The sequence below is a fragment of the Stenotrophomonas sp. 28608_Sma genome (genome assembly GCF_056486185.1).
Map to the genome: position 1 here is coordinate 638796 of NZ_CM151308.1, position 23479 is coordinate 662274.

22 protein-coding genes are annotated in these 23479 nt (G+C 64.9%); 13 read left to right on the forward strand and 9 right to left on the reverse strand.

The genetic code is table 11. From position 1 onward, the window contains the following. The first annotated feature begins 10 nt into the window (after window positions 1-10). Genes ACZLHH_RS02850 through ACZLHH_RS02875 form a run of 6 tightly spaced genes read left to right on the forward strand, consistent with a single transcriptional unit; the run spans window position 11 to window position 6095 of the window. Window positions 11-949: a UDP-glucuronic acid decarboxylase family protein gene (locus ACZLHH_RS02850; protein WP_049461344.1), complete on the forward strand. Its 939-nt coding sequence runs from the start codon at window positions 11-13 to the stop codon at window positions 947-949. A 5-nt stretch (window positions 950-954) separates the two neighbouring features. Beyond that, window positions 955-1902 carry a glycosyltransferase gene (locus ACZLHH_RS02855; protein ID WP_049461346.1) on the forward strand — a complete coding sequence of 316 codons (948 nt, stop codon included), beginning with the start codon at window positions 955-957 and terminating at the stop codon, window positions 1900-1902. Continuing rightward, entirely contained in the window at window positions 1886-2284 is a 399-nt protein-coding gene (locus tag ACZLHH_RS02860; RefSeq protein WP_049461348.1) for a GtrA family protein, read from the forward strand. Before ACZLHH_RS02855 ends, ACZLHH_RS02860 begins: the two co-directional genes overlap by 17 nt. Further along, complete coding sequence (locus ACZLHH_RS02865) at window positions 2281-2880, forward strand: hypothetical protein (protein WP_049461350.1); 600 nt, start codon at window positions 2281-2283, stop codon at window positions 2878-2880. Before ACZLHH_RS02860 ends, ACZLHH_RS02865 begins: the two co-directional genes overlap by 4 nt. Further along, on the forward strand, window positions 2867-4900 hold the full coding sequence (locus ACZLHH_RS02870) for a hypothetical protein (RefSeq protein WP_049461352.1): 2034 nt from the start codon (window positions 2867-2869) through the stop codon (window positions 4898-4900). The genes ACZLHH_RS02865 and ACZLHH_RS02870 overlap by 14 nt, the downstream gene beginning before the upstream one ends. Before the next feature lie 28 nt (window positions 4901-4928). Further along, window positions 4929-6095, forward strand: a complete 1167-nt coding sequence (locus ACZLHH_RS02875) for a nucleotide sugar dehydrogenase (protein ID WP_049461354.1) — start codon at window positions 4929-4931, stop codon at window positions 6093-6095. 50 nt (window positions 6096-6145) lie between these two features. On the opposite strand, the gene ACZLHH_RS02880 is transcribed toward ACZLHH_RS02875, so the two are convergent. Both ACZLHH_RS02880 and ACZLHH_RS02885 read right to left on the reverse strand, forming a co-directional pair. Beyond that, entirely contained in the window at window positions 6146-7087 is a 942-nt protein-coding gene (locus ACZLHH_RS02880; protein ID WP_049461356.1) for an electron transfer flavoprotein subunit alpha/FixB family protein, read from the reverse strand. Further along, complete coding sequence (locus ACZLHH_RS02885) at window positions 7087-7833, reverse strand: electron transfer flavoprotein subunit beta/FixA family protein (protein WP_012509979.1); 747 nt, start codon at window positions 7831-7833, stop codon at window positions 7087-7089. Before ACZLHH_RS02885 ends, ACZLHH_RS02880 begins: the two co-directional genes overlap by 1 nt. Before the next feature lie 264 nt (window positions 7834-8097). On the opposite strand from ACZLHH_RS02885, the gene rfbB reads away from it, so the two are divergent. From rfbB to rfbD, 4 genes are read left to right on the forward strand one after another with little or no spacing between them, the layout of a single operon-like run. Then, window positions 8098-9153, forward strand: a complete 1056-nt coding sequence (rfbB, locus tag ACZLHH_RS02890; RefSeq protein ID WP_049461358.1) for a dTDP-glucose 4,6-dehydratase — start codon at window positions 8098-8100, stop codon at window positions 9151-9153. A gap of 14 nt (window positions 9154-9167) precedes the next feature. Continuing rightward, window positions 9168-10055: a glucose-1-phosphate thymidylyltransferase RfbA gene (gene rfbA / locus ACZLHH_RS02895; protein ID WP_049461360.1), complete on the forward strand. Its 888-nt coding sequence runs from the start codon at window positions 9168-9170 to the stop codon at window positions 10053-10055. Continuing rightward, window positions 10052-10609 (forward strand): dTDP-4-dehydrorhamnose 3,5-epimerase, encoded by a 558-nt coding sequence (rfbC, locus tag ACZLHH_RS02900; protein WP_049461362.1) that lies wholly within the window; start codon window positions 10052-10054, stop codon window positions 10607-10609. The genes rfbA and rfbC overlap by 4 nt, the downstream gene beginning before the upstream one ends. Next, window positions 10606-11499, forward strand: coding sequence for a dTDP-4-dehydrorhamnose reductase (gene rfbD, locus ACZLHH_RS02905; protein WP_049461364.1), 894 nt, complete (start codon window positions 10606-10608; stop codon window positions 11497-11499). Before rfbC ends, rfbD begins: the two co-directional genes overlap by 4 nt. A gap of 52 nt (window positions 11500-11551) precedes the next feature. Here rfbD and ACZLHH_RS02910 read toward each other — a convergent pair whose 3' ends face one another. The 3 genes from ACZLHH_RS02910 to ACZLHH_RS02920 form a co-directional block, all read right to left on the reverse strand. Further along, window positions 11552-12955: a mannose-1-phosphate guanylyltransferase/mannose-6-phosphate isomerase gene (locus tag ACZLHH_RS02910; protein WP_049461366.1), complete on the reverse strand. Its 1404-nt coding sequence runs from the start codon at window positions 12953-12955 to the stop codon at window positions 11552-11554. Between the two features lie 12 nt (window positions 12956-12967). After that, window positions 12968-14314, reverse strand: a complete 1347-nt coding sequence (locus tag ACZLHH_RS02915) for a phosphohexomutase domain-containing protein (protein ID WP_049461368.1) — start codon at window positions 14312-14314, stop codon at window positions 12968-12970. A 96-nt stretch (window positions 14315-14410) separates the two neighbouring features. After that, complete coding sequence (locus ACZLHH_RS02920) at window positions 14411-17728, reverse strand: DEAD/DEAH box helicase (protein ID WP_049461370.1); 3318 nt, start codon at window positions 17726-17728, stop codon at window positions 14411-14413. A 160-nt stretch (window positions 17729-17888) separates the two neighbouring features. Here ACZLHH_RS02920 and ACZLHH_RS02925 point away from each other — a divergent pair, with 160 nt between their 5' ends. Genes ACZLHH_RS02925 through ACZLHH_RS02935 form a run of 3 tightly spaced genes read left to right on the forward strand, consistent with a single transcriptional unit; the run spans window position 17889 to window position 19890 of the window. Then, window positions 17889-18620, forward strand: a complete 732-nt coding sequence (locus ACZLHH_RS02925) for a CoA transferase subunit A (RefSeq protein WP_049461372.1) — start codon at window positions 17889-17891, stop codon at window positions 18618-18620. A 1-nt stretch (window position 18621) separates the two neighbouring features. Beyond that, entirely contained in the window at window positions 18622-19254 is a 633-nt protein-coding gene (locus ACZLHH_RS02930) for a CoA transferase subunit B (protein ID WP_049461374.1), read from the forward strand. Between the two features lie 48 nt (window positions 19255-19302). Beyond that, window positions 19303-19890, forward strand: a complete 588-nt coding sequence (locus tag ACZLHH_RS02935; RefSeq protein ID WP_049461376.1) for an alpha-ketoglutarate-dependent dioxygenase AlkB family protein — start codon at window positions 19303-19305, stop codon at window positions 19888-19890. Window positions 19891-19894: 4 nt separating this feature from the next. Here the strand turns inward: ACZLHH_RS02935 and ACZLHH_RS02940 are convergent, their stop codons facing one another. The 4 genes from ACZLHH_RS02940 to ACZLHH_RS02955 are packed head-to-tail and all read right to left on the reverse strand — an operon-like array spanning window position 19895 to window position 23413. Next, window positions 19895-20536 (reverse strand): ABC-type transport auxiliary lipoprotein family protein, encoded by a 642-nt coding sequence (locus tag ACZLHH_RS02940; RefSeq protein WP_049424921.1) that lies wholly within the window; start codon window positions 20534-20536, stop codon window positions 19895-19897. Further along, window positions 20533-21459: an MlaD family protein gene (locus ACZLHH_RS02945; RefSeq protein WP_014035909.1), complete on the reverse strand. Its 927-nt coding sequence runs from the start codon at window positions 21457-21459 to the stop codon at window positions 20533-20535. Before ACZLHH_RS02945 ends, ACZLHH_RS02940 begins: the two co-directional genes overlap by 4 nt. Window positions 21460-21462: 3 nt before the next feature. Beyond that, complete coding sequence (locus ACZLHH_RS02950; RefSeq protein ID WP_049461378.1) at window positions 21463-22290, reverse strand: ABC transporter ATP-binding protein; 828 nt, start codon at window positions 22288-22290, stop codon at window positions 21463-21465. Window position 22291: 1 nt separating this feature from the next. Then, window positions 22292-23413, reverse strand: a complete 1122-nt coding sequence (locus ACZLHH_RS02955) for an ABC transporter permease (RefSeq protein WP_032127999.1) — start codon at window positions 23411-23413, stop codon at window positions 22292-22294. Window positions 23414-23479 lie beyond the last annotated feature (66 nt).

Consider the following 23479-nt stretch of genomic DNA (forward strand, 5'->3'; position numbering starts at 1 on the left):
GGGCAGGCATATGGCACGAGTACTGGTTACAGGTGGTGCGGGATTCCTTGGGTCGCACTTGTGCGATCGATTGGTCGAACGGGGCGACGAAGTCCTGTGCGTCGATAATTTCTACACGGGCTCCAAGCGGAACGTCGAGTCCCTGCTCTCGAACTCGCGCTTCGAGATGATGCGTCACGACGTGACCTTCCCGTTGTATGTCGAGGTGGACCGGATCTACAACCTGGCATGCCCGGCAAGCCCCGTGCACTACCAGCACGATCCGGTGCAGACGACGAAGACCAGCGTCCACGGCGCGATCAACATGTTGGGGCTTGCCAAGCGGACGCGTGCACGCATCCTGCAGGCCAGCACCAGCGAGGTCTACGGTGATCCGGAGATCCATCCGCAGGTGGAGGATTACTGGGGCAAGGTGAATCCGATCGGCATACGCAGCTGCTACGACGAAGGAAAGCGCTGTGCCGAAACTCTGTTCTTCGACTACTGGCGCCAGCACCAGCTGGAAATCAAGGTGATGCGTATCTTCAACACCTACGGCCCCCGCATGCATCCAGAAGATGGCCGGGTGGTCAGCAACTTCATCGTGCAGGCACTGCGCGGGGATGACATCACGATCTATGGCGATGGGCAGCAGACGCGCAGCTTCTGCTATGTCGACGATCTCATCAGCGGCATGATCAGCCTGATGGACAGCCCCGCAGAGCTGACCGGGCCGGTCAACATCGGCAATCCGGGCGAGTACAGCATGCTGGAACTGGCCGAAACGGTCATCCGGCTGGTGGGCGGCCACTCCAAGCTCGTGTTCAAGCCCCTGCCCTCGGACGATCCCCGCCAGCGCCAGCCGGACATCTCGATGGCACGGGCGGCGCTTGGCTGGGAGCCTCGCGTGAGCCTGGAGGACGGCCTGAAGGAGACCATCGCCTACTTCCGCAAGCGCTTGCAGGAATGACGGATATGAAAAGCTCGTCGCTGGTCGTCGTGATGCCTGTTTACGAAGATGTCGAGGCTTCGTCCATGTTGTTCAGGGCTTTGGCACGGGACCAGGGCAATGATGTCTACATCGTCGCAGTCGACGATGGCTCCGTGCGGCAGCCGGTGGACGCCGCCGCGATCGCCGCTGCGGGTCTCGATGGCGTGGTCCTGAAGCTGCGGCGTAATGTCGGGCATCAGAAAGCCATCGCGATCGGGATCGGCTACGTATCCGAACACTTCGTCGATAGGCAGCGCGTGGTCGTCATGGACTCGGACGGCGAAGATACGCCGCGCAGCATCAGCGAGCTCCTGGAGGCGTTGGAGTCCCCCGACGTCGATATCGTCGTGGCCTCGCGCAAGAGCCGGGTGGAAACCTTGAAGTTCCGTGCGTTCTACGTCGTGTACAAGTGGTTGTTCGCGATGCTCAGCGGCCGGCGCATCAGCTTCGGCAACTTCATGGCGGCCAAGCTGCATGCGATCAAGCGCCTGGCGGTGATGCAGGAGCTTTGGGTGCACGTTGCGGCCTGCGTGCTGACATCCAAGTTGCGGGTGGCATCGGTAGCTGTCGACCGTGGCCCGCGCTACGCCGGCAAGAGCAAGATGAACTTCGTTGGGCTGGCACTGCACGGTTTTCGCGCGCTGATGGTGTTTGCCGAGGATGTGCTGGTACGCGTGGGCATCGCCTGCACCGCGATCGCCGGATTGTCAGTGCTTGGCACTGTCCTTGCACTCGGGCTCAAGGCGGTCGGATTCGCTACACCGGGTTGGTTCTCGCTGGTGACCGGCATCCTGTTGCTGGTGTTCCTGCAGACCGGTGCGCTGACGCTGATCATCCTGATGCTCTCCGGAACGCTGCGCAATGGCGGCATTCTTGAAGTCGGTGGCTACAGGGCGTTCATCGCCGAGATCCTGCATGCGCGCACTGAGTGAGCGCATGCTGGCCAGCGAGGTCGTCCGCTATGGGATCAACGGTTTGCTGGCGACCGCGCTGCACTTCATGGTCCTCTACTGCGCGCTGGAAGTATGGGGCTTTCGATCAGCGGGACTTGCCAATGGCGCCGCAGCCTGCGTGGGCATTGCCGCGTCGTTCCTGGGCAGCCGTTACTTCGTCTTCCGCGCCTCCTCGGGCAGTTTCGTCGGCCAGGGTGTCCGGTTCGTAGCGCTTTACGCCGTCATCGCGCTCCTCCATGCACTCGTGCTCTACCTGTGGTCCGATCGAGCGGGCTGGGATTACCGTCTGGGCTTCCTCGTGGCGACTTGCGTGCAGGTGGCCTGTAGTTTTCTTGCAAACAAGTTGGTGGTCTTCAAATGAACAAGCTGGTCAAAGCGTTGCTCCTGACGTTGGCGTACGTCGTTACACTGATTGTCGTCTACATCGTGCACATGCGCTGGTTCAAGGTCGATGTCGTCCTGTACGCCAGTATTTTCGACGGCTTCCTGGCGGCTCTCATCGTCGGCGTGGCGGCACGAGGGGTGGGCGCGCTTTCCGGGTTCTCGGTGCTGGAGAAAGTCCAGCTGATCACGATCTGGCTGTTGGGCGGCTACCTGTTCGCCATATCCGTCCCGACTGTGATTGATCGATCATTGTCCTTCTATATTCTGGAGAAGATCCAACAACGCGGAGGCGGTATCCGTGAGGATGGTTTCGCACGCGTGTTCACTGATGAGTACCTCCCGGAGCACCATTTGGTGGAGGTGCGGCTGACGGAGCAGGAACAGTCGGGCACCATCGCCATCCACGATGGTTGCGTGCGGCTCACGCCCCGTGGCCAGGCTTTGGCAACCGCCAGCCGTTTCTATCGACAGAACTTCCTTCCACGCCAACGTCTGCTGATGGGCCAGTACACGGATGCACTGACCGATCCGTTCCGCTCCAGCAAGCAGGTGACCGACTATGAGTGCCAGTAAGAGCGCAGGCCGCTGGCGCAACGACCTGTTCGCTGCCTCGGTCTTCCTGCTCGTCGGGGTCGTGTTCTACCAACTCAAGGCGAACGCATATTTCACGGCGGTCCCCGGCGATCTTATCGACGCCCGTTTCAACTCGGTGGTCCTTGAGCATGTCTACCTTTGGTTGACCGGCGCCACGCCCGATGTGTGGAGCCCGGGCTTCTTCTACCCGGTGGCCAACGTACTGGCCCTGAGCGACAACCATTTCGGCTCAATCCTTCCTTATGCGGCCTTCCGCTGGTGGGGGCTGGATCGCTCGGAGGCATTGTCGGCCTGGCTAATGCTGGGGGGCGTACTCAACTACGCATGCGCCTACGTCGCCGCCCGTAGTTTGGGGCTGCGTCCTTCCGGCGCGGGAGCGGCGGCATTCGTATTTGCGTTTTCCCTTCCCGTTCTGGCACAGCAGGCGCATGCGCAGTTCGCATTCCGGATGTTCGTCCCTCTGCTGTTCCTAACCTTCTCCCGATGGCTGCAGCACGGCCGCCCCTCATCCCTGGCCTGGAGCTCCCTGCTGTTCGCTGCCCAAGTCTACTGTGCCATTTACACGGGTGTCTTCGCGGCCTACCTACTGCTGGCGATGACGGCCGCTTGGTTGCTGTTGGGGCGTGGCCGAACCCTAGCAGCGCAAGTCCGGGCCAGTTTCGGCAGGAACGAGTTGGGGCGCACGTTGGCCAGCCTTGCCGTCGTGCTCGCGTCTGCCATCGCAGTACTCGCCCTGCTGCGCAGCTATCACGCGGTAACTGAGGTACAGGGGTTCGTCAGGCCGCGCGACGAAATCCTGGGGATGTTGCCGCGGGTGTGGAGCTACCTGATCGCGGACTTCTCACCGCTGACGCGGTTCATCGGCGGCTCGATTGGTGACATCTCGATGCGCCACGAGCACCAGCTCTTCCTGGGCCTGGGCGTCCTGCTGTTCGCCGTCGTGGGGCTGCTCCTCGCCCTGCGGCGCATCGCCGATGCAGAACTGGGCATGCTGGCCGGCTTGGCCACGCTGGTGCTGGTGATCTGCACGCTCAACGTCAGCAATGTGTCGCTCTATCGTGTCTTCCTGCATCTTCCCGGCATTGATTCCATCCGTGCCGTTACACGCGTGATGCTCGTCATGGTGATGCCGATAGGCCTGCTTGCCGGCATCGGATTCCAGCGTGTCCTGCTGCTGGCCTCGCGTCGCGGTACCTGGACGGGCGCCCTGGCCTGTGTGGTTGCCTTTGTGTTGCTGACTGCCGAGTCCGTGACCTTCCAGGCTGGCCATGCGACCTTTGCCCAATGGCAACAACGGCAGGTAGCGTTCGCTGCCCGCGTTCCCGCTTCTGCACGGCAGGGTGACGTCCTATTCGCCGACAGGTCGGCCGAGGCCCCGTATCTTGACGACCTAGATGCCATGATTTACGCGCAGGACCACGGGATGTTCTCCGTGAACGGCTATTCGGGTTACGTGCCGAAGGGCGCGGGCGTGTCGGGCCCCTGTGAGTCGCCCGAAGGGTTTGCGCGCGCGTTCGGCGCCGTCAACGGCCTCGCTGCTCCTGCCATCGAAGCGCTTAGCCACCGCCTAGTACTAGTGCCGCTCGGGGACTGCTCCGGTGGCCGCATGAGCAGGATGTCCGGGCGAGTGGCGTCCGGTGTTGCAGAACACCTGCGCTTGGACATCACTGGCACCACGATCCAGCCGGGTCAGGTTGCGTTCACGCTCACGTTGGCCAATGGCTCGGATGGCGTCCTCTCGACCCGCGAGGTCCTGGGGCGCGACGTGCTGCTGTCGTGGCGGTTCATCCCCGACGGTCGCGACGAACGAGCCGTCGACTGGGATGCACGCCAAGCGCTGGTGTTGGAGTTGGCGCCCGGTGACCAGGCGGAGCTGCACGTCAAGGCGCCCGTCGCATCGGGGAGCTACACCCTGGAGGCGTCGCTGGTCCAAGAGACGATGTTCTGGTTCCACGATGAAGGCATGCGGATCCCGTCAGTCCACGTCGAAGTTCCTTGAATCCATTCTCCCCACAGAAGACACACGGATGAAGATCGCAATTGCAGGTACCGGGTACGTAGGCCTATCCAACGGCGTGTTGCTTGCGCGGAAACATGAGGTTGTCGCTGTCGACATCATGCCCGCTAAGGTAGAAGCGCTCAATGCGCGCAGGTCTCCCATCGCGGACGCCGAGCTGGAACAGGCATTGGCACACGACGCGCTGGATTTCCGCGCGACGCTCGAGCCCCGGGAGGCTTACGAAGGCGCGTCGTTCGTCATCATCGCCACGCCCACCGACTACGACCCCGACACCAATTACTTCAATACCCGTTCGATCGAGTCGGTCATCGCTGACGTGCTGGCCATTAATCCATCGGCCACGATGGTGATCAAGTCCACTATCCCGGTCGGCTACGTGCTCAAGGCACGTGAGAAGTTCGGCGTGGACAACATCATCTTCTCGCCGGAGTTTCTGCGCGAGGGCCGCGCGCTGTACGACAACCTGCACCCGTCCCGCATCATCGTGGGCGAGCGTTCGCCCCGGGCCGAGGCGTTTGCACGCCTGCTCCAAGAGGGCGCCATCAAGCAGGACGTGCCCGTCCTGTTTACTGAACCGACCGAAGCCGAGGCCATCAAGCTCTTCGCCAATACTTACCTTGCCATGCGCGTGTCCTACTTCAACGAGCTGGATAGCTACGCGTTGACGCATGGGCTGGACTCGCGGCAGATCATCGAAGGCATCAGCTTCGATCCACGCATCGGCGGGCACTACAATAATCCATCCTTCGGATACGGTGGCTATTGCCTGCCCAAGGACACCCGGCAGCTTTTGGCCAACTACCAGAGCGTCCCTCAGACGTTGATCCGGGCCATCGTCGATTCGAACACTACGCGGAAGGACTTCATCGCGGCCGATATCCTGCGGCGCAATCCCCAGGTGGTGGGTATCTATCGCCTGATCATGAAGGCCGGTTCGGACAACTTCCGCTCATCCAGCATTCAAGGGATCATGAAGCGCTTGAAGGCTAAGGGCGTTGAGGTGATCGTGCACGAGCCGGAACTTCATGAAGACGCGTTCTTCCGCTCGCGGGTGGTAAACGACCTGGAATCCTTCAAGCAGCAAGCGGACCTGATCATCAGCAACCGGATGGCCGACGCCCTGCTGGATGTGAAGGACAAGGTGTATACCCGCGATCTTTTCGGCGACAACTGAAAAATGATCGAACAAGGCAGGCCGGTGACAGACCGGCCTGCCTTGTTGCTTCAGGCCAGCGCCTCTTCCAGCTCCGGCAGGATCGCAAACAGATCCCCCACAAGGCCGATATCGGCAATCTCGAAGATCGGCGCGTCGCCGTCCTTGTTGATCGCGACAATGGTGCCGGCATCCTTGATGCCGGTCAGGTGCTGGATCGCACCACTGATGCCAACGGCCACGTACAGTTCCGGCGCGATGATCTTGCCGGTCTGGCCGACCTGCAGGTCGCTGGGCACGTAGCCGGCATCGACCGCCGCACGCGAGGCACCGACGGCAGCACCGAGCTTGTCGGCCAGCTGGAAGATGACCTTGAAGTTCTCTTCCGAACCGACGCCACGGCCACCCGAAACCACGCGCTTGGCGCTCTGCAGGTCCGGACGGTCGCTGGCACCGGCGGCCAGGCCGACGAAGCGGGTATGGGTCGGCAGGGCAGCGTCGACGCTGGCTGCTTCAACGGCGGCATTGCCACCTTGGGCGGCTTCCGGCCACGAGGCGGCACGCACGGTGGCGACCACGATCTGGTCGGCCGGGGCTTCCACGGTGATGATCGCGTTGCCGGCGTAGATCGGGCGCTTGAAGGTGTGGCTGCCTTCAACGCTCATCAGGTCGGAGACCTGGTTGACGCCGAGCAGGGCGGCCACGCACGGCATCAGGTCCTTGCCGAAGGTGGTCGACGGGCCGAATACGTGGGTGTAGCCCTTGGCCAGCTGTGCGATCTGCGGCGCCAGCACCTGGGCGATGGCCTGCGCGTTGGCCGCGTTGGCGACGGTCAGGACCTTGGCGACCCCAGCGATCTTCGCGGCTTCAGCGGCGACAGCGGCCGGATCGGCGGCCAGCACCAGCACGTCGATGCTGGCACCGCTGATGGCGGCGGCGGCGCTGACGGTCTTGGCGGTGGCGGCATTGAGCTTGCCGTCGTGGTGCTCGGCGATGACGAGAATCCTGCTCATTACAGCAACCCCTTCTGCTTGAGTGCGGCAACCAGTTCGGCCGCGTCCTTGACCATCACACCCTTGCTGCGCTTGGACGGCGCGGCGTACTGGGTGGTCTTGAAGGTGTCGGCGGCTTCAACGCCGAGGTCGGCCAGCTGCAGGGTCTCCAGCGGCTTGGCCTTGGCCTTCATGATGTCCGGCAGCTTGATGAAGCGCGGCTCGTTCAGGCGCAGATCGGTGGTGACCACGGCCGGCAGATCCACTTCCAGCGTTTCCAGGCCGGCGTCGACTTCACGGGTCACCGTGGCCTTGCCATCGGCAATTTCGAGCTTGCTGGCGAAGGTCGCCTGCGGGCGGCCCCACAGCGTGGCCAGCATCTGGCCGGTCTGGTTGGCGTCGTCGTCGATGGCCTGCTTGCCGAGGATCACCAGATCTGGCTGCTCCTTTTCGATCAGCTTGAGCAGGGTGCGCGACGCGGTCAGCGGCTGGATCGCCTGGTCGGTGACGACGTGGATGGCACGGTTGGCGCCCATGGCCAGGCCGTTGCGCAGGTGCGCCTGGGCGTCGGCCGGGGCGATGGTGGCAACCACGACTTCGCTGGCGATGCCCTTGTCGCGCAGGCGCAGGGCTTCTTCCAGAGCGATTTCATCGAAGGGGTTGGGGGACAGCTTGACGCCGTCGGTGACCACGCCGGAACCGTCCGGCTTGACCTGAATGCGGACGTTGTAGTCCACCACGCGCTTGTACGCGACGAGGATTTTCATCTGGTACGGGGTCCTTCAATAACGGAGAGAACGTCCGGTCCTGGAGCAGCAACCGGTTCGGGGGTGGGACCCCGATTCTAGCTGGCTTGGGGTGACCATGCGAATGCGTATGGTGGGAGCTCCGGCTGTTGCGATGCAGCAATGCAGTCGGCCTGAGTTCACTTGTGTGATCGCGTGTTACCGGAGGCCCGTTGTATCCTTCAACGTTGCATTGTCGTGGCCATGAAGGCCCCGTCCCACGAATCTCGATCAGGAGAACAGGTAGTGCCCACATGGCTTGTCACCGGCGGCGCCGGATTCATTGGCGGTAACTTCGTTCTCGAGGCCGTCGCGCGCGGCGTCAAGGTCATCAACCTCGATGTGCTGACCTACGCCGGCAACCTGAAGACCCTGTCCAGCCTTGATGGCAACCCGAACCACCTGTTCGTGCAGGGCGACATCGGCGACCGTGATCTGGTCGCCCGCCTGCTGGCCGAGCATCAGCCGGACGCGGTCGTGAACTTTGCAGCTGAAAGCCACGTTGACCGCTCCATCGATGGTCCCAGCGCCTTCATCCAGACCAATGTTGTGGGCACCCTGGGCCTGCTGGAAGCGGTCCGCGACTACTGGAAGGCGCTGCCGGCCGAACAGGGCGCGGCGTTCCGTTTCCTGCACGTGTCCACCGACGAGGTGTACGGCACGCTGGGTGAGACCGGCAAATTCAGTGAAACGACCCAGTACGCGCCCAATTCGCCGTACTCGGCGTCCAAGGCTGCGTCGGATCACTTGGTACGTGCGTTCCACCACACCTATGGGCTGCCGGTGCTGACCACCAATTGTTCGAACAATTACGGCCCCTACCACTTCCCCGAGAAGCTGATCCCGCTGGTGATCGCCAAGGCGCTGGCCGGCGAGCCGCTGCCGGTGTACGGCGATGGCAAGCAGGTGCGCGACTGGCTGTTCGTGTCCGACCACTGCGAGGCGATCCGCACCGTGCTGGCCAAAGGCCAGGTCGGCGAGACCTACAACGTCGGCGGCAACTCGGAAAAGCAGAACATCGAAGTGGTGCAGGCCATCTGCGCGCTGCTCGATGCGCGCCGCCCGCGTGAGGATGGCCTGCCGCGCAGCAGCCAGATCACCTACGTCACCGACCGCCCGGGCCATGACCGCCGTTACGCAATCGATGCGTCGAAGCTGAAGAACGACCTGGGCTGGGAACCGGCCTACACCTTCGAGCAGGGCATCGCCTTCACCGTCGACTGGTACCTGGACAACCAGAACTGGGTCAACGGCGTGCTCGACGGCAGCTACCGCCTGCAGCGCATCGGCACTGCAGCCTGAACCCAGGAGACACCATGACCCAGCGCAAGGGCATCATCCTCGCCGGTGGTTCCGGCACCCGCCTTTATCCGATCACCAAGGGCGTCAGCAAGCAGCTGTTGCCGGTGTACGACAAGCCGATGATCTACTACCCGCTCAGCGTGTTGATGCTGGCGGGCATCCGCGAAGTGTTGATCATCAATACCCCGCACGAACAGGCGCTGTTCCAGCAGTTGCTGGGCGACGGCTCTCAGTGGGGCATGGACATCCAGTATGCGGTGCAGCCGAGTCCGGATGGCCTGGCCCAGGCCTACCTGATCGGCCGCGACTTCGTGGCCGGCAAGCCGAGCTGCCTGGTGCTGGGTGACAACATCTTCCACGGTCACGGTTTGCGCGAAGTATTGAAGCGCGCCGATGAGCGCGTGGATGGTTCGACCGTGTTCGGCTACTGGGTAAATGATCCGGAGCGCTACGGCGTGGCCGAGTTCGACACGAGCGGCAAGGTCATCGATCTGGTGGAGAAGCCGGAAAATCCCCGCTCGAACTATGCGGTGACTGGCCTGTACTTCTATGACGGCAAGGCCAGCGATTACGCGGAGGAACTGAAGCCGTCGCCGCGCGGCGAGCTGGAGATCACGGATCTCAACAAGCGCTACCTGGAGGAAGGCAATCTTCACCTGGAAGCGCTCGGCCGTGGCTATGCCTGGCTGGATACCGGCACCCATCAGTCGCTGCTGGAGGCATCCAACTTCATCGAGACCATCCAGACCCGCCAGGGCCTGCAGGTGTGCTGCCCGGAAGAAATCGCGTTCGGTCAGGGCTGGATCAATGCCGAGCAGCTGGAGGCGCTGGCTGCGCCGCTGATCAAGAATGGCTACGGCCAGTACCTGCATAAACTCGCGCTGCGTGGAGTCGTTCCGTGAAAGTGATTGAAACCAAGCTTCCCGGCTGCAAGATCATCGAGCCGGCCGTGTTTGGCGATGCGCGTGGCTATTTTTTCGAAACCTGGAATGCCGAGCGCTTCGCTGCACTGGGCCTGCCGGACCGTTTCGTGCAGAGCAACGTATCGACGTCCGCACAGGGCGTGCTGCGTGGCCTGCATTACCAGTGGCCGCGCCCACAGGGCAAGCTGGTCAGCGTGCTGGAGGGCGAGGTCTATGACGTGGCCGTGGACATCCGTCGTGGCTCGCCGACCTTCGGCCAGTGGGAAGCGGTGGTGCTGAGTGCGGAAAACAGGAAGCAGTTCTGGATTCCGGAAGGCTTCGCGCACGGGTTTGCCGTGCTGTCCGAACGTGCGCTGTTCAGCTACCTGTGCACCGATGTCTACGTCAAGGAGGCGGATGCGGGTATCCGCTGGAACGATGCTGATATCGCGGTGGACTGGCCGGTCAGCGCACCGACCTTGTCGGCCAAGGACGAGAACGCGCCGTTCCTGAAGGACATTGCCGAAGACCGCCTGCCGGTCTACATCCCGTGACGGTGCTGGTGTTCGGCGGCAATGGCCAGGTCGGCCAGGAGCTGCTGCGCGCGCTGGCGCCGCTGGGCAAGGTGGTCGCAACGACCCGCAGCGGGCAACTGCCCGACGGAAGTGGCTGCGAAACCGCCGATTTCGGCCAGCCCGACAGCCTGCCGGCATTGCTGGATCGCCTGCAGCCATCGGTGGTGGTCAACGCGGCCGCCTATACGGCGGTTGATCGTGCCGAGCAGGATGCCGAGGCCGCCTTCGTCGCCAATGCGCAGACGCCGGGCATGATCGCGCGCTGGTGTGCGGCGCACGGCGTGCCGTTCGTGCATTACTCCACCGACTACGTGTTCGATGGACAGGGCAGCGCGCCCTACCGCGAAGACGAGCCGACCGCGCCATTGGGCGTGTACGGCACCAGCAAGCGCGATGGCGAGGATGCGGTTCGCGCGGCCGGCGGTCGTCATCTGATCTTCCGCACGGCGTGGGTGTATGCCTCGCATGGCGCCAATTTCCTGCGCACGATGCTGCGGGTGGGCGCCGAGCGCGACCAGTTGCGTGTGGTGGCCGATCAGATCGGCACGCCGACACCGGCCGCGTTGATTGCCGATGTCACCGTGCAGGCGCTGCAGCATCCGCGCGCGCTGTCGGGAACGTGGCACCTGACGGCGTCGGGGCAGACCAGCTGGCATGGCTTTGCCGAAGCGATTTTCGCTGAAGCGCTGGCGACGGGCGTGCTGGCCAAGGTGCCGTCGGTTGAAGCCATCCCCAGTTCCGAATACCCGACCCCGGCCAAGCGCCCGGCCTGGTCGGTGCTGGACAACCGCAAGCTGCAGCAGGATTTCGGCATCGTGCTGCCGAACTGGCAGGACGGCCTGAAGCGGGTGATGGCGGAGATTGCCTGACCCGGCAGGCGAAGTGCCGACCAACGGTCGGCACCCGCCGCAGGTCGTCGGATCAACTACGCCCGTACGTGTCCTCGAAACGCACGATGTCGTCTTCACCGAGGTAACTGCCGGACTGCACCTCGATCAGCTCCAGCGGCAGCTTGCCCGGGTTGCGCAGGCGATGGGTCACGCCCAGCGGGATGTACGTGCTCTGGTTCTCGCTGAGCAGGATCACCTCGTCGCCGCGGGTCACCTCGGCGGTGCCGCTGACCACGATCCAGTGCTCGGCGCGATGGTGATGCATCTGCAGGCTGAGCGTACCGCCGGGCTTGACGGTGATGCGCTTGACCTGGAAACGCTCGCCGTTGTCGATCGAATCGTAGGCGCCCCACGGGCGGTAGACCTTGCGATGCCAGGTGGCCTCGCTGCGACCGTCGGCCTTCAGCTGCGCCACCACGGTCTTGACCTCCTGCATGCGGTCGGCCTTGCCGACCAGCACCGCGTCGTCGGTCTCGACCACGATCACGTCATCCAGACCGACCAGTGCCACCAGGCGCTGTGCATAGGCATAGGTGTTGCGGCAGTCGATCGCGATCACGTCACCCTGATGCGCATTGCCATCGCCATCCTGATGCGAGACATCGCGCAGGGCTGTCCACGAGCCGACATCGTTCCAGCCGGCGTCCAGCGGAATCACCACGGCGTCTGCGGTTTTTTCCATCACGGCATAGTCGATGGAATCGGAGGGAACGGTTGCGAACGCCTCCTTGTCGAGACGGGTGAAATCCGAATCGCGACGGGCCTGCTGCCAGGCCTGGCGGCTGCCGGCCATCATGTCGGGCTGGAAGCGCTCCAGTTCCTGCAGGTAGCGCGAGGCCTTGATCAGGAACATGCCGCTGTTCCAGTAATACTGACCGCTGCTGACGTAACCGGTGGCGGTCTCAAGGTCGGGCTTTTCGACAAAGCGCTCGACCGCACGCAGGCCCTGCCCAGTGGCGGCCTTGATATAGCCGTAGCCGGTTTCCGGACCGGTCGGCACGATACCGAAGGTCACCAGCTTGCCGGACTCGGCAGCGCTGGCTGCAGCCTGCACGACTGCACGGAATGCAGCCTCATCGGTGATTACATGGTCCGAGGGCAGCACCAGCAGCAGCGCATCGGCGCCGTCGCGGGTGGCCTCCAGGGCTGCGACCGCAATCGCCGGCGCCGTATTGCGGCCAACCGGTTCCAGGATGATGGCAGCCGGCTCGGCGCCGACCTGCTGCAGTTGCTCGGCAGCGACGAAGCGGTGCTCTTCGTTGGCGATCACCAACGGGCCGTGGGTGGCGATGGGCGCGACGCGCTGCCAGGTGGCCTGCAGCATCGTCAGTTCGCCTGCCAGCGGCAGGAACTGCTTCGGATACGCCTCGCGCGACAGTGGCCACAGGCGGGTGCCGGAACCACCGGACAGGATGACGGGCTGGATGTTGCTCATGGTCTTCCTTGATTACTGCTGGAGGAGATGGGAGATTTCGTCGGTGCGCGCCTGCATCAGCGCTGCGTCGCCGCGGGCTTCAACGTTCAGGCGCAGCAGCGGCTCGGTGTTGGAACTGCGCAGGTTGAAGCGCCAGTCGCCGAAATCGGCGCTGATGCCATCGGTATGGTCCAGCGCGGGCGACCGCGCGGCGAAGTGCTCCATCACGCGGGCCACGGCGGCCTTGGCATCGGCCACCTTGAAGTTGATCTCGCCGCTGCAGGGATAGGCCGCCATGCGGTCTTCGACCCAGTCGGCCAGCGAGCGGCCGCTCTCGGAGATCAGCTGCGCGATCAGCAGCCACGGGATCATGCCGGAGTCGGCATAGGCGAATTCGCGGAAGTAGTGGTGTGCGCTCATCTCGCCGCCGTACACCGCATCTTCGGCGCGCATCTTTTCCTTGATGAAAGCGTGGCCGCTCTTGCACAGCACCGGCACGCCACCTGCCTGTTCAACCATTTCCACGGTGTTCCAGACCAGCCGCGGGTCATGCACGATCTTGCCACCGGGATTGCGTGCCAGGATGGCCTTGGCCAGCAGGCCGACCAGATAGTAGCCCTCGATGAAGCGGCCGGTATGGTCGAAGAAGAAGCAGCGGTCAAAGTCACCGTCCCAGGCAATGCCGAAGTCGGCGCCGTGTTCGCGCACCGCATTGGCGGTGGCGGCGCGGTTTTCCGGCAGCAGCGGGTTGGGAATGCCGTTGGGGAAGTTGCCATCGGGTTCGTGACAGATGCGGATGAACTCGAACGGCAGGTGCGGTGCCAGCAGGTCGACGATGGCGCCCGCACCACCGTTGCCGGCATTGACCACCAGCTTCAGCGGCTTGAGCTTGGCGGCGTCGACGTAGCTCAGCAGATGCTGGATATAGGCGCTCTTGTCATGCTGGGCGGTCTGCCCGGCGCGTGGCGGCTGGGCCTCGGACGTATCGACGGCGACCGCATCGGAGATCGCGAACAGGCCGGTATCGGAGCTGATCGGGCGGGCGTTCTCCTTGACCAGCTTCATCCCGTTGTAGTCCATCGGGTTGTGGCTGGCGGTCACCATCACACCGCCGGCTGCGCCGAGGTGATCGGTCTGGAAGTAGACCTCTTCGGTACCGCACAGACCGATGTCGATCACCTCACGACCGGTACCACCCAGGCCTGCGGCCAGTGCATCCTGCAGCGCCGGGCTGGTCAGGCGCACATCGTGGCCGAGGACCACCGGGCCGGGAGCGAGCTGCGCAGCCAGGGCGACGCCGATGCGGCGCGCCAGGTCTTCGTTCAGTTCTTCCGGCACGCGGCCGCGGATATCGTAGGCCTTGAAGGCGGGCAGGGGCATCGATCAGATCCTTTGTGAGCTCAGCGCTCAATTGTAGCCCCAGTCCCGTATGGGAATCGTTTCCATCGGAGAACGCCACCTGACTGGCGCCACGGATCAGGCCTGCGGCGATCGTCGGCCTGGCCGGCCGGTGCGCTTGGCCGGCAGGCCCGGCAACGGCGCCAGCAGCGCCTGGACGTCTTCCTCACTGAAGCGTGGACCCGTGCTGCCGCCGCCTTCCAGAATCGATTCCGCCAGAAGGGCCTTGCGTTCCTGCAGCTCGGCAATCCGTTCTTCGATGCTGCCTGCGGCGATCAGCCGGTAGACGAACACCGGCTGCTGCTGGCCGATGCGATGGGCGCGGTCACTGGCCTGGTTTTCGGCCGCCGGGTTCCACCAGGGATCGAAGTGGATGACGGTGTCTGCAGCAGTCAGGTTCAACCCGACGCCACCGGCCTTCAGGCTGATCAGGAACACGGGTACCTCGCCCTGCATGAAACGCTGCACCGGCGTGGCCCGGTCCTGGGTGTCGCCGGTCAGCGTCACATAGGCCAGCCCGAGCTCCTCCAGCGCCTGCCCGATCCGCGCCAGCATGCCGGTGAACTGTGAGAACACCAGGATCCGCCGGCCTTCCTCGACCATCGACGGCAGCATGTCGCGCAGCAGCTCCAGTTTGGCCGAGCCGGCATTGCGTGCAGGGGCGTCGCCCGGCAGCAGGCGCGGATCGCAGCAGACCTGGCGCAGCTTCAGCAAGGCATCCAGCACCACGATATGGCTGCGCGCCAACCCGCTGCCGCTGATGGCCTCGCGCACCTGCTTTTCCATCGCAGCACGCACGGTTTCATAGAGATCACGCTGGCCACCCTCCATCTCCACCGCGCGGGTAATGAGGGTCTTGGGCGGAAGCTCTGACGCGACCTGGTCCTTGCGACGGCGCAGGATGAAGGGACGCAGACGCTGCGCCAGCAACGTGGCGCGGCGGTGGTCGCTGCCGCGTTCGATCGGATGGCGCCAATGCTGGTTGAACTGTTTCTCGCTGCCGAGCAGGCCGGGCAGCAGGAAATCGAACTGCGTCCACAGTTCGCCCAGATGGTTTTCCAGCGGCGTACCGGTCAGGCACAGGCGATGACGCGCCTGCAGCGTGCGCAGCGTGACGGCCGCACGCGATTTCGGATTCTTCACCTGCTGGGCCTCGTCGAGGATCAGCAGATGGTAGGCATGTGCCTGCAGCGCCTGCTCGTCACGCCACAGCAGGGGATACGTGGTCAGTACAAGATCGTGCTCGGGGATCGCCTCGAACAGTGCTTCACGTGCCGGTCCGTGCAGGGTCAGTACGCGCAGGCCCGGAGTGAAGCGTGCCGCTTCGCTCTGCCAGTTGTGCAGCAGCGAGGTCGGCACCACCAGCAGCGCCGGCTGGTCCAGGCGGCCACTTTCCTTTTCGACCAGCAGATGCGCCAGTGTCTGCAGGGTCTTGCCCAGCCCCATGTCATCGGCCAGCACCCCGCCCAGCCCCTGCTGGCGCAGGTACTGCAGCCACGACAGGCCCTCCAGCTGGTAGGGACGCAGCGTTGCCACCAGCCCCGCCGGTGGCGGCACTTCGCCCAGTGCGGGTGCCTGCATCAGCCGCTGCACCAGCGCCTGGGTATCCTTGCGGCCCCGGAACTGCAGGCGCGCCGTGTCCTGCAGTGCCTGCAGGCGGCCACGGTCAAGCGCTGACAAGCGCAGCGGCGCGCCACGCTGGGCGAACAGGTCCGCCAACAGGGCCATGATCGGCTTCAGTCGCGCGGCCCGCAGTGCCAGGCGGGTGTTGTCGCCTGCCATCAACAGGACGTTCTCGTCGTCGCCGATGGCGTCCAGCTGGCCACGCATCCAGCGGGGATCGGACTGCAGCACCTGCTGCAGCAGCGGAACCATCGATACGTTGCGGCCTTCCACCTGGATGTCCAGACCCAGGTTGAACCAGCCCGCATCCGTCGGGTCCGCCTGGATGTCCAGGTCGATCTCATCCACCCGGGTGATGCGATGGCGGAAATCGTCGTCCGTCTCCACCTTCCAGCCCAAGGCTTCCAGGCGCGGCACGTCATCCAGCAGGAACCGTGTCCAGTCATGGGTGCGCAGCTGGAACTGCGGGCCAGCGCCGTCCAATGGCGCCCGCGGGTCCGTGTCGCGATACAGTCCCACCGTGCGCAGCTGGGCCTCGCGCCGTGATTCCTCAGCCAGGTCACGGGGCAGCAGGGCGAGCTGGCCCTCCGGATCGAGTGCGAACAGGCTCGGATCATCCAGGAACCGCACGTGCTCGTCGTACTCGAAGGCCACGGTCGCGATATCGGCCCATTGCGACGGGTCGCGGCGACCGAGCCATGCCGGCCGGAACTCAATCGTATGCAGGCGCAGCACGGGGATCATCGCGCTGATCTGCAGGGTAGGCAGCGTGTCGCTTGCACCGGGGCGCGGCAGGGCAGGGTCGATCTGTTGCAGCATCTGTGCGACCACCGCTTCTTCGTTGGGTAACAGATTGGGCAGGCTCAGGAAGGCGTCGGCGTCCTCGGCCCTGACATCCAGCAGCAGCGGACCGACCTCGCCGGTGACCGGGTCCAGATAGCACGCACTCCGGCCCAGGACCACGCCTCTGGCGCCGCCCTCCACGCTCAACGCGGGTTCCAGCAGCGTTGCGCCCTGCGTCATGCCAACGGTCCAGCCCAGTTCGCCGCGGCGTGGAGCTCCTGACCGGGCCGGCACGTCGCCGTGCGTACCGCAGGAGACCCAGCCATGGCCGCTGGAGACGATCAACTGCAGGGTGGCCGCGAAGTCGATCCATTCGTCCTTCGTCGCGGGCTGCCGCTGGGTGCGTAGCTGGATCATCACCGCCAGATCAGTCGGCGTGAGATAGGCCGGAGGATCCAGCAGCAGGTCCGCAGTGATATCCATCCACTTGCCCGTGCTGATCGCACCATCGGTCCCGTACTTGACGCGCCGGACCAGCACGGCGGGGTGGTGGTTGTAGGTGGACAGTTCGAAGATGACACCGTTTCGGCGTGGCTGGGCCGGCCGGATCCGCGCGCTCTGCCAACGCGAAAGCTCTGCCAGCAGTTCAGGACGCGGCGGTTGCGTCAGGTCCTGTTCGGTCAGGGGGCTCTCGTCGTCCATGGCAAGCGAATCCAGCATGTACGAGACCAGCACCGCCGCCACATGCTTGCAGGTGCGGCCGACGGGGCAGGAACAGGCACTCTGCAGGCGGCTGCGCGCGGTGCGCGTACTGGCCGTCAGATCGATCTCCACGTAGTAGGGATGCCTGGCCGAACCCTGTACCTCGGCCGTCAGCAGGCCATCGCGGAGTTGCCGGTTGCGCACGCCACCCAGGCACTGCTCGCTTTTCTGCAGTGTCCATTCGTCGATCCAGCGGAACAGGTCTTCGTCTGTGAAGGTCGGCGTCATCGTAGATCGAGGGGCGTAGGCGCTGAAGCACCCTTCTGCGTGGAATCGCCCATTCTACCCAATGCCCGCCTGGTCCTCCGTCAATGCTGCGGCGCATCCAGGCCCTTCGCCGCCCTCCAGCTAGAATGCGGTCATCCTCAACGTGCAGGGTAGTACAGCAATGCAGCAATCGACTTCCACCGGCAAGCGCGGCAAGCGCTTCGCCAGTGCGGCGGAGGCCCTGCAAGGGGTGGTCGCCGATGGCCAGACGCTGGCCGTGGGCGGCTTCGGCCTGTGTGGCATTCCCGAGGCCCTGATCGCCGCGCTGCGTGACAGTGGCGCCAAGGGCCTGACCGTGATCTCCAACAATGCCGGCGTCGATGGTTTCGGCCTGGGCCAGCTGCTGGAAACCCGCCAGATCAAGAAGATGATTTCGTCCTACGTGGGCGAGAACAAGGAATTCGAGCGCCAGTTTCTGGCCGGCGAGCTGGAGCTGGAATTCAACCCGCAGGGCACCCTGGCCGAGCGCCTGCGTGCCGGTGGCGCGGGCATCCCGGCGTTCTTCACTGCCACTGGCTACGGCACGGTGGTGGCCGAGGGCAAGGAAACCCGCGAGTTCGACGGCAAGCACTACGTGATGGAGACCGCGCTGCGTGCCGACGTGGCGCTGGTCAAGGCGTGGAAGGCCGACGAGGCTGGCAATCTGGTGTTCCGCAAGACCGCACGCAACTTCAACCCGGCCTGCGCGATGGCCGGCAAGGTCTGCATCGTGGAAGTTGAAGAGGTGGTGCCGGTCGGCACGATCGATCCCGACCAGGTGCACCTGCCGGGCATCTACGTGCACCGTATCGTGCACAACCCGCATCCTGAAAAGCGTATCGAACAGCGCACCATCCGCGCGGAGGGCAACTGACATGGCGTGGACCCGCGATGAGATGGCGGCACGCGCCGCCCGCGAACTGACCGATGGTGCCTACGTGAACCTGGGCATCGGCCTGCCGACCCTGGTTGCCAACCACATCCCCGAAGGCGTGGATGTGTGGCTGCAGTCGGAAAACGGCCTGCTCGGTATCGGCCCGTTCCCGACCGATGCCGAAGTCGATGCCGACCTGATCAACGCCGGCAAGCAGACCGTGACCGCACGTGCCGGTGCCAGCTACTTCGGCAGCCACGACAGCTTTGCGATGATCCGCGGCGGCCATGTCAACCTGGCCATCCTCGGCGCCATGCAGGTCACCGACAAGGGTGACCTGGCCAACTGGATGGTGCCCGGCAAGATGGTCAAGGGCATGGGCGGCGCGATGGACCTGGTGGCCGGCGTGCAGCGCGTGGTGGTGCTGATGGAGCACACCGCCAAGAACGGCGAGCAGAAGATCCTGCCCGAATGCACGTTGCCGCTGACCGGTGTGGGCGTGGTCGACCGCATCATCACCGATCTGGCCGTGTTCGACGTGACTGACAAGGGCCTGCTGCTGGTGGAAGCCGCGCCGGGTGTCAGCGATGACGAGTTGAAGGAAAAGACGGGCGTGGCGTTCGTTCGCGGTTGAAGGTCTGGGGCGGCCCGGCTCAGGGACGCCCCATTCTCAGGTAGCGCCATGCTTTTCCCTCACGACCTGCCCGATGCCGATGTCCAGCACCTGCCGGGCTGGCTGGCCGCGACCGATGCAGACCGGCTCCTGTCCGTGCTGCAGGCCGAAGTCCTCTGGGAAGTCCACCGCATCCGCATGTTCGGCAACTGGGTGGATTCGCCGCGGCTGAGCTGCTGGATCGGCGATCCGCAGGCGCGCTACCGCTATTCCGGGGCTGAATTCGTGCCGCACCCCTGGCCACCCGCGTTGCAGGCCATGCGTGATCGCCTGCAGGTGGAGGGCCTCGGCCGCTTCAACAGCGTGCTGCTGAACCGCTATCGCGGCGGCGGTGATTACATGGGCTGGCACAGCGATGACGAGCCGGAACTGGGGCCGGCCCCGGTGATTGCTTCGCTGAGCCTGGGCGCGGCGCGGCGCTTCCTGCTGCGCCGGCGCGATGACCCGGCGCGGAAGGCCGAGTATCTGCTCGGCCATGGCGATCTGCTGGTGATGGCCGGTCAGACCCAACAGTTCTATCAGCACGCGCTGCCGAAGATGGCACGCGTGCAGGGGGAGCGGATCAACCTGACGTTCCGCTGGATCACGCCGCGCTGATCGATCAGCGCGCGACGGTCGGCTGGTCGGCCTGTCCGCTGGTCAGCGTCCAGCCCACCACGTCCTGCGCCAGCTGCTGCAGGCCACGTTCGAAGGCGGCGGTGACGGCAGGAACATCGGTGCTGCCGACCGGCTGCGCCTGGCGGAAGGTGCGGTCGGCGACCACGCGCTGGTCGGCGACGTGGATCAGCTTGGCGTTGACCTCGATCACCACCGTCGGCGTGGCCTGTCCCTGGTAGTCCGATTCGAAGCGGCGCACGTCGGTGGACAGCTTGTAGTCGGCGCGGATGCCGGCGGTGCTGCGCGCCACGCCGCGGATGCGGCCGGAATCCTCGAAGCCGCGCAGCAGGGTGTCCTCGATCATGTCGGTGGCCGGCTGCGCCCAGCTGGCGCCCTTGTAGATCTCCAGCTGCGACGGCGTCGGCCGCACGTTGATGCGCGGGCTGTCGACCATGCGCGCGGCGCTGGGTTTGGCCAGTACCAGCTGCCAGCTGGCCTGTGGCCACGCCGGGTCCGCCTTGACCTGCACGGACGGCGAGTACAGCGTCACTGCGGTTTTCTCGCTGCTGCCAAGGATGGAGCAGCCGCCCAGCAGGGTGACCATCGAAGCGGCCAGCAGCAGGCGCGGAAGGGTGGTCGGGCTCATTTGGGTTCGAACTCCTTCGGTGCGTCGCGGCCCAGCAGGTAGCGCGCGGGGTTGTTCTCGAGGCGGTCGCTGACCCGGCGCAGGTCGCGGATCAGGCCGCGCAGTTCGGTCAGCGTCGGGCCGAGCTGGCCGAGGCCATCGTTGGCGAAGCTGTTGATGGCAGCGCGGTTCTCGCCAAGGATCGAATCGGCGTTGCCTGCGGCCGAATCAAGCTTGGCCAGAGTGCCGTCGAGCTTGTCGATGATGCCCGGCAGCTGCTGCACCAGGTTCTTGTCCAGGCGCTCGATGGTGCCGTTGGTGGTCTTCAGCGTGGTGTCCAGGCTGCGGGCGGCGTCGCGCGCGCTGAGCAGCAGCGCCTGCGTGCCCTGGTCACGGTCGGCCAGACCACCGCTGATGGTTTCCAGGTTGGCCAGTGTCGCGTTGATCGAAGCCACGTTGCGGTCGCTGAGAATCTGGTCCATGCGCTCGACGATGCGGTTGGCGACGTCGGTGATGTTCTGCAGCGCGGAGGGCGTGGTCGGGATGATCGGCGCCGGGTCCTTGTTGACCGTGGTCAGCGCCGGCGACTGCGGCGTGCCACCGCTGAGCTGGATGATCGACGGGCCGGTCAGGCTGGTGATCGCCAGCTTGGCGCGGGTATCGGTCTTGACCGGCGTGTTGGAGTTCAGGCGGATGCGCGCGACCACCTGGCGCGGGTCGTCCGGTACCAGGTTCAGTTCGGTGATCGAGCCCACCGCGATGCCGTTGTACTGCACCGGGCTGCCCACCGACAGCCCGGTCACCGCTTCGCGGAACACCACGCGGTATTCCTGCCAGGTGCGGTCGGAAGAGTACTTGGCGGCCCACAGGCCGAAGGCCAGCAGGGCCAGGCCGGTGATCAGGGTGAACGCGCCGATCAGCACGTAGTTGGCTTTGGTTTCCATGGCTCAGGCACTCTCGATCTGTTCGCCACGCGCGGCGCGCGCGCGGGGTCCGTGGAAGTATTCCTGGATCCACGGATGATCCAGTTTCTCGATGTCAGGCAAGGGTGCGTTGGCCACCACCCTGCGGTCGGCGATCACCGCGACCCGGTCGCAGATCGCGTACAGCGTGTCCAGGTCGTGGGTGATCAGGAACACGGTCAGCCCCAGCGCTTCCTGCAGGGTCTTGATCAGGCGGTCGAATGCAGCCGCACCGATCGGGTCGAGGCCTGCGGTCGGTTCGTCCAGGAACAGCAGCGGCGGATCCAGCGCCAGCGCTCGGGCCAGGCCGGCGCGCTTGCGCATGCCACCGGACAACTGCGAGGGCAGCTTGTTGATCGCATCGGCGGGCAGGCCGGCCAGCTTCACCTTCAGCAGCGCCAGCTCGTAGTGCCAGCGCTCGGGCAGTTCGCGATGGTGCTCCTTCAGTGGCACCTGCACGTTCTCGCCCACGGTCAGCGAGGAGAACAGGGCGCCGTCCTGGAACAGCACGCCGGTGTTGCGCTCGATGTGCAGGCGGCTCTCAGCATCGTCGGCACGCGCGTCGCGGCCGAGCACTTGGATCTGCCCGGCATCGGGCACGCGCAGGCCGAGGATCGAACGCATCAGCACCGATTTGCCGGTACCCGAACCACCCACCACGCCCAGGATCTCGCCGCGGCGCACGTCCAGGTCCAGGTCCTCATGCACGGTCTGGCTGCCGAAACGGTTGACCAGCCCGCGCACGCGGATGGCCAGCTCGTGGCCGTTGTCGTCCTGCATGGGAACTTCTTCGGGGGTCGGATGCGTGCTCATGTCACCAGTCCATGTGCATGAACCACAACGCCGCGAAGGCGTCGATGATGATCACCAGCGAGATGGTCTGCACCACGCTGGAGGTGGTGCGTTCGCCGACCGACTGCGCCGTGCCTTCGACCTTCAGGCCTTCCAGGCAGCCGATCAGGCCGATCACCAGCGCGAACACCGGCGCCTTCGACAGGCCGACCAGCATGTGGCGCACTTCCATCGTCTCGTGCATGCGTGCGATGTACATCTGCGGCGGAATATCCAGGTCGAACGCACCCACCGTGATGCCGCCGGCCAGGCCGGCGACCATGGCGATGAAGGTCAGCAGGGGCAGGGTGACCAGCAGGGCCAGCAGCCGTGGCAGCACCAGCAGGTCGATCGGGTCCAGGCCCAGAGTGCGCATCGCATCGATTTCCTCGCGCGCCTTCATCGCACCGATCTGCGCGGTGAAGGCGCTGGCGGTGCGGCCGGCCAGCACGATCGCGGTCAGCAGTACCGCGAATTCGCGCAGGAAGGCAATGTTGACCAGTTCGACCACATAGATCTCGGCGCCGAAGTCGCGCAGGATGGTCGAGCCGAGGAAGGCGATCACCGCGCCAACCAGGTAGGACAGCAGTGCCACCAGCGGTACCGCATCCAGCCCGACCTGCTCCATCTGGTGCACGGTGGCGGTCAGGCGGAAACGGCGGGGTTCCTTGACCAGGCGCGCGGCCTTGACCAGGTTCTCGCCGAGGAAACTACACAGCGCCTTGATGTTGTGGCCGGTGGCATGGACGCTGACACCCAGCCGTTCCAGTGCAGCCAGCACGCCGAAGTCGCGCTTGGGCTTGGGCCGGTCGTCGGCCACTTCCTCGATGGTGCACACCAGCGCCTGGTGGTCCGGGCGGAACTTCAGTGCGTCCTCGCCGAGGTCGGCACGGTGGGCTACGCGCAGCACCTGCAGCACGCCGGCCGAATCCATCTTCTCGATGGCGGTGGCATCGATGCCGGTCAGCGTGTCGGGAACGCCGCGCAGGACTTCGGCCGCGGCCAGCGCGGTCTTCAAGGTCCAGGTGCCGGACAGGCGGATCACGCCCGGGTCATGGGCATCCTGTTCGAGCTGGGGGGCGTGGTTCGGGGTCACTTGGGCCATTCGGGTCGCAGCATAACCGTTCTGTATTGGGCATCGCGTCGAACTCGGATGAATTTCTCCGGTAAG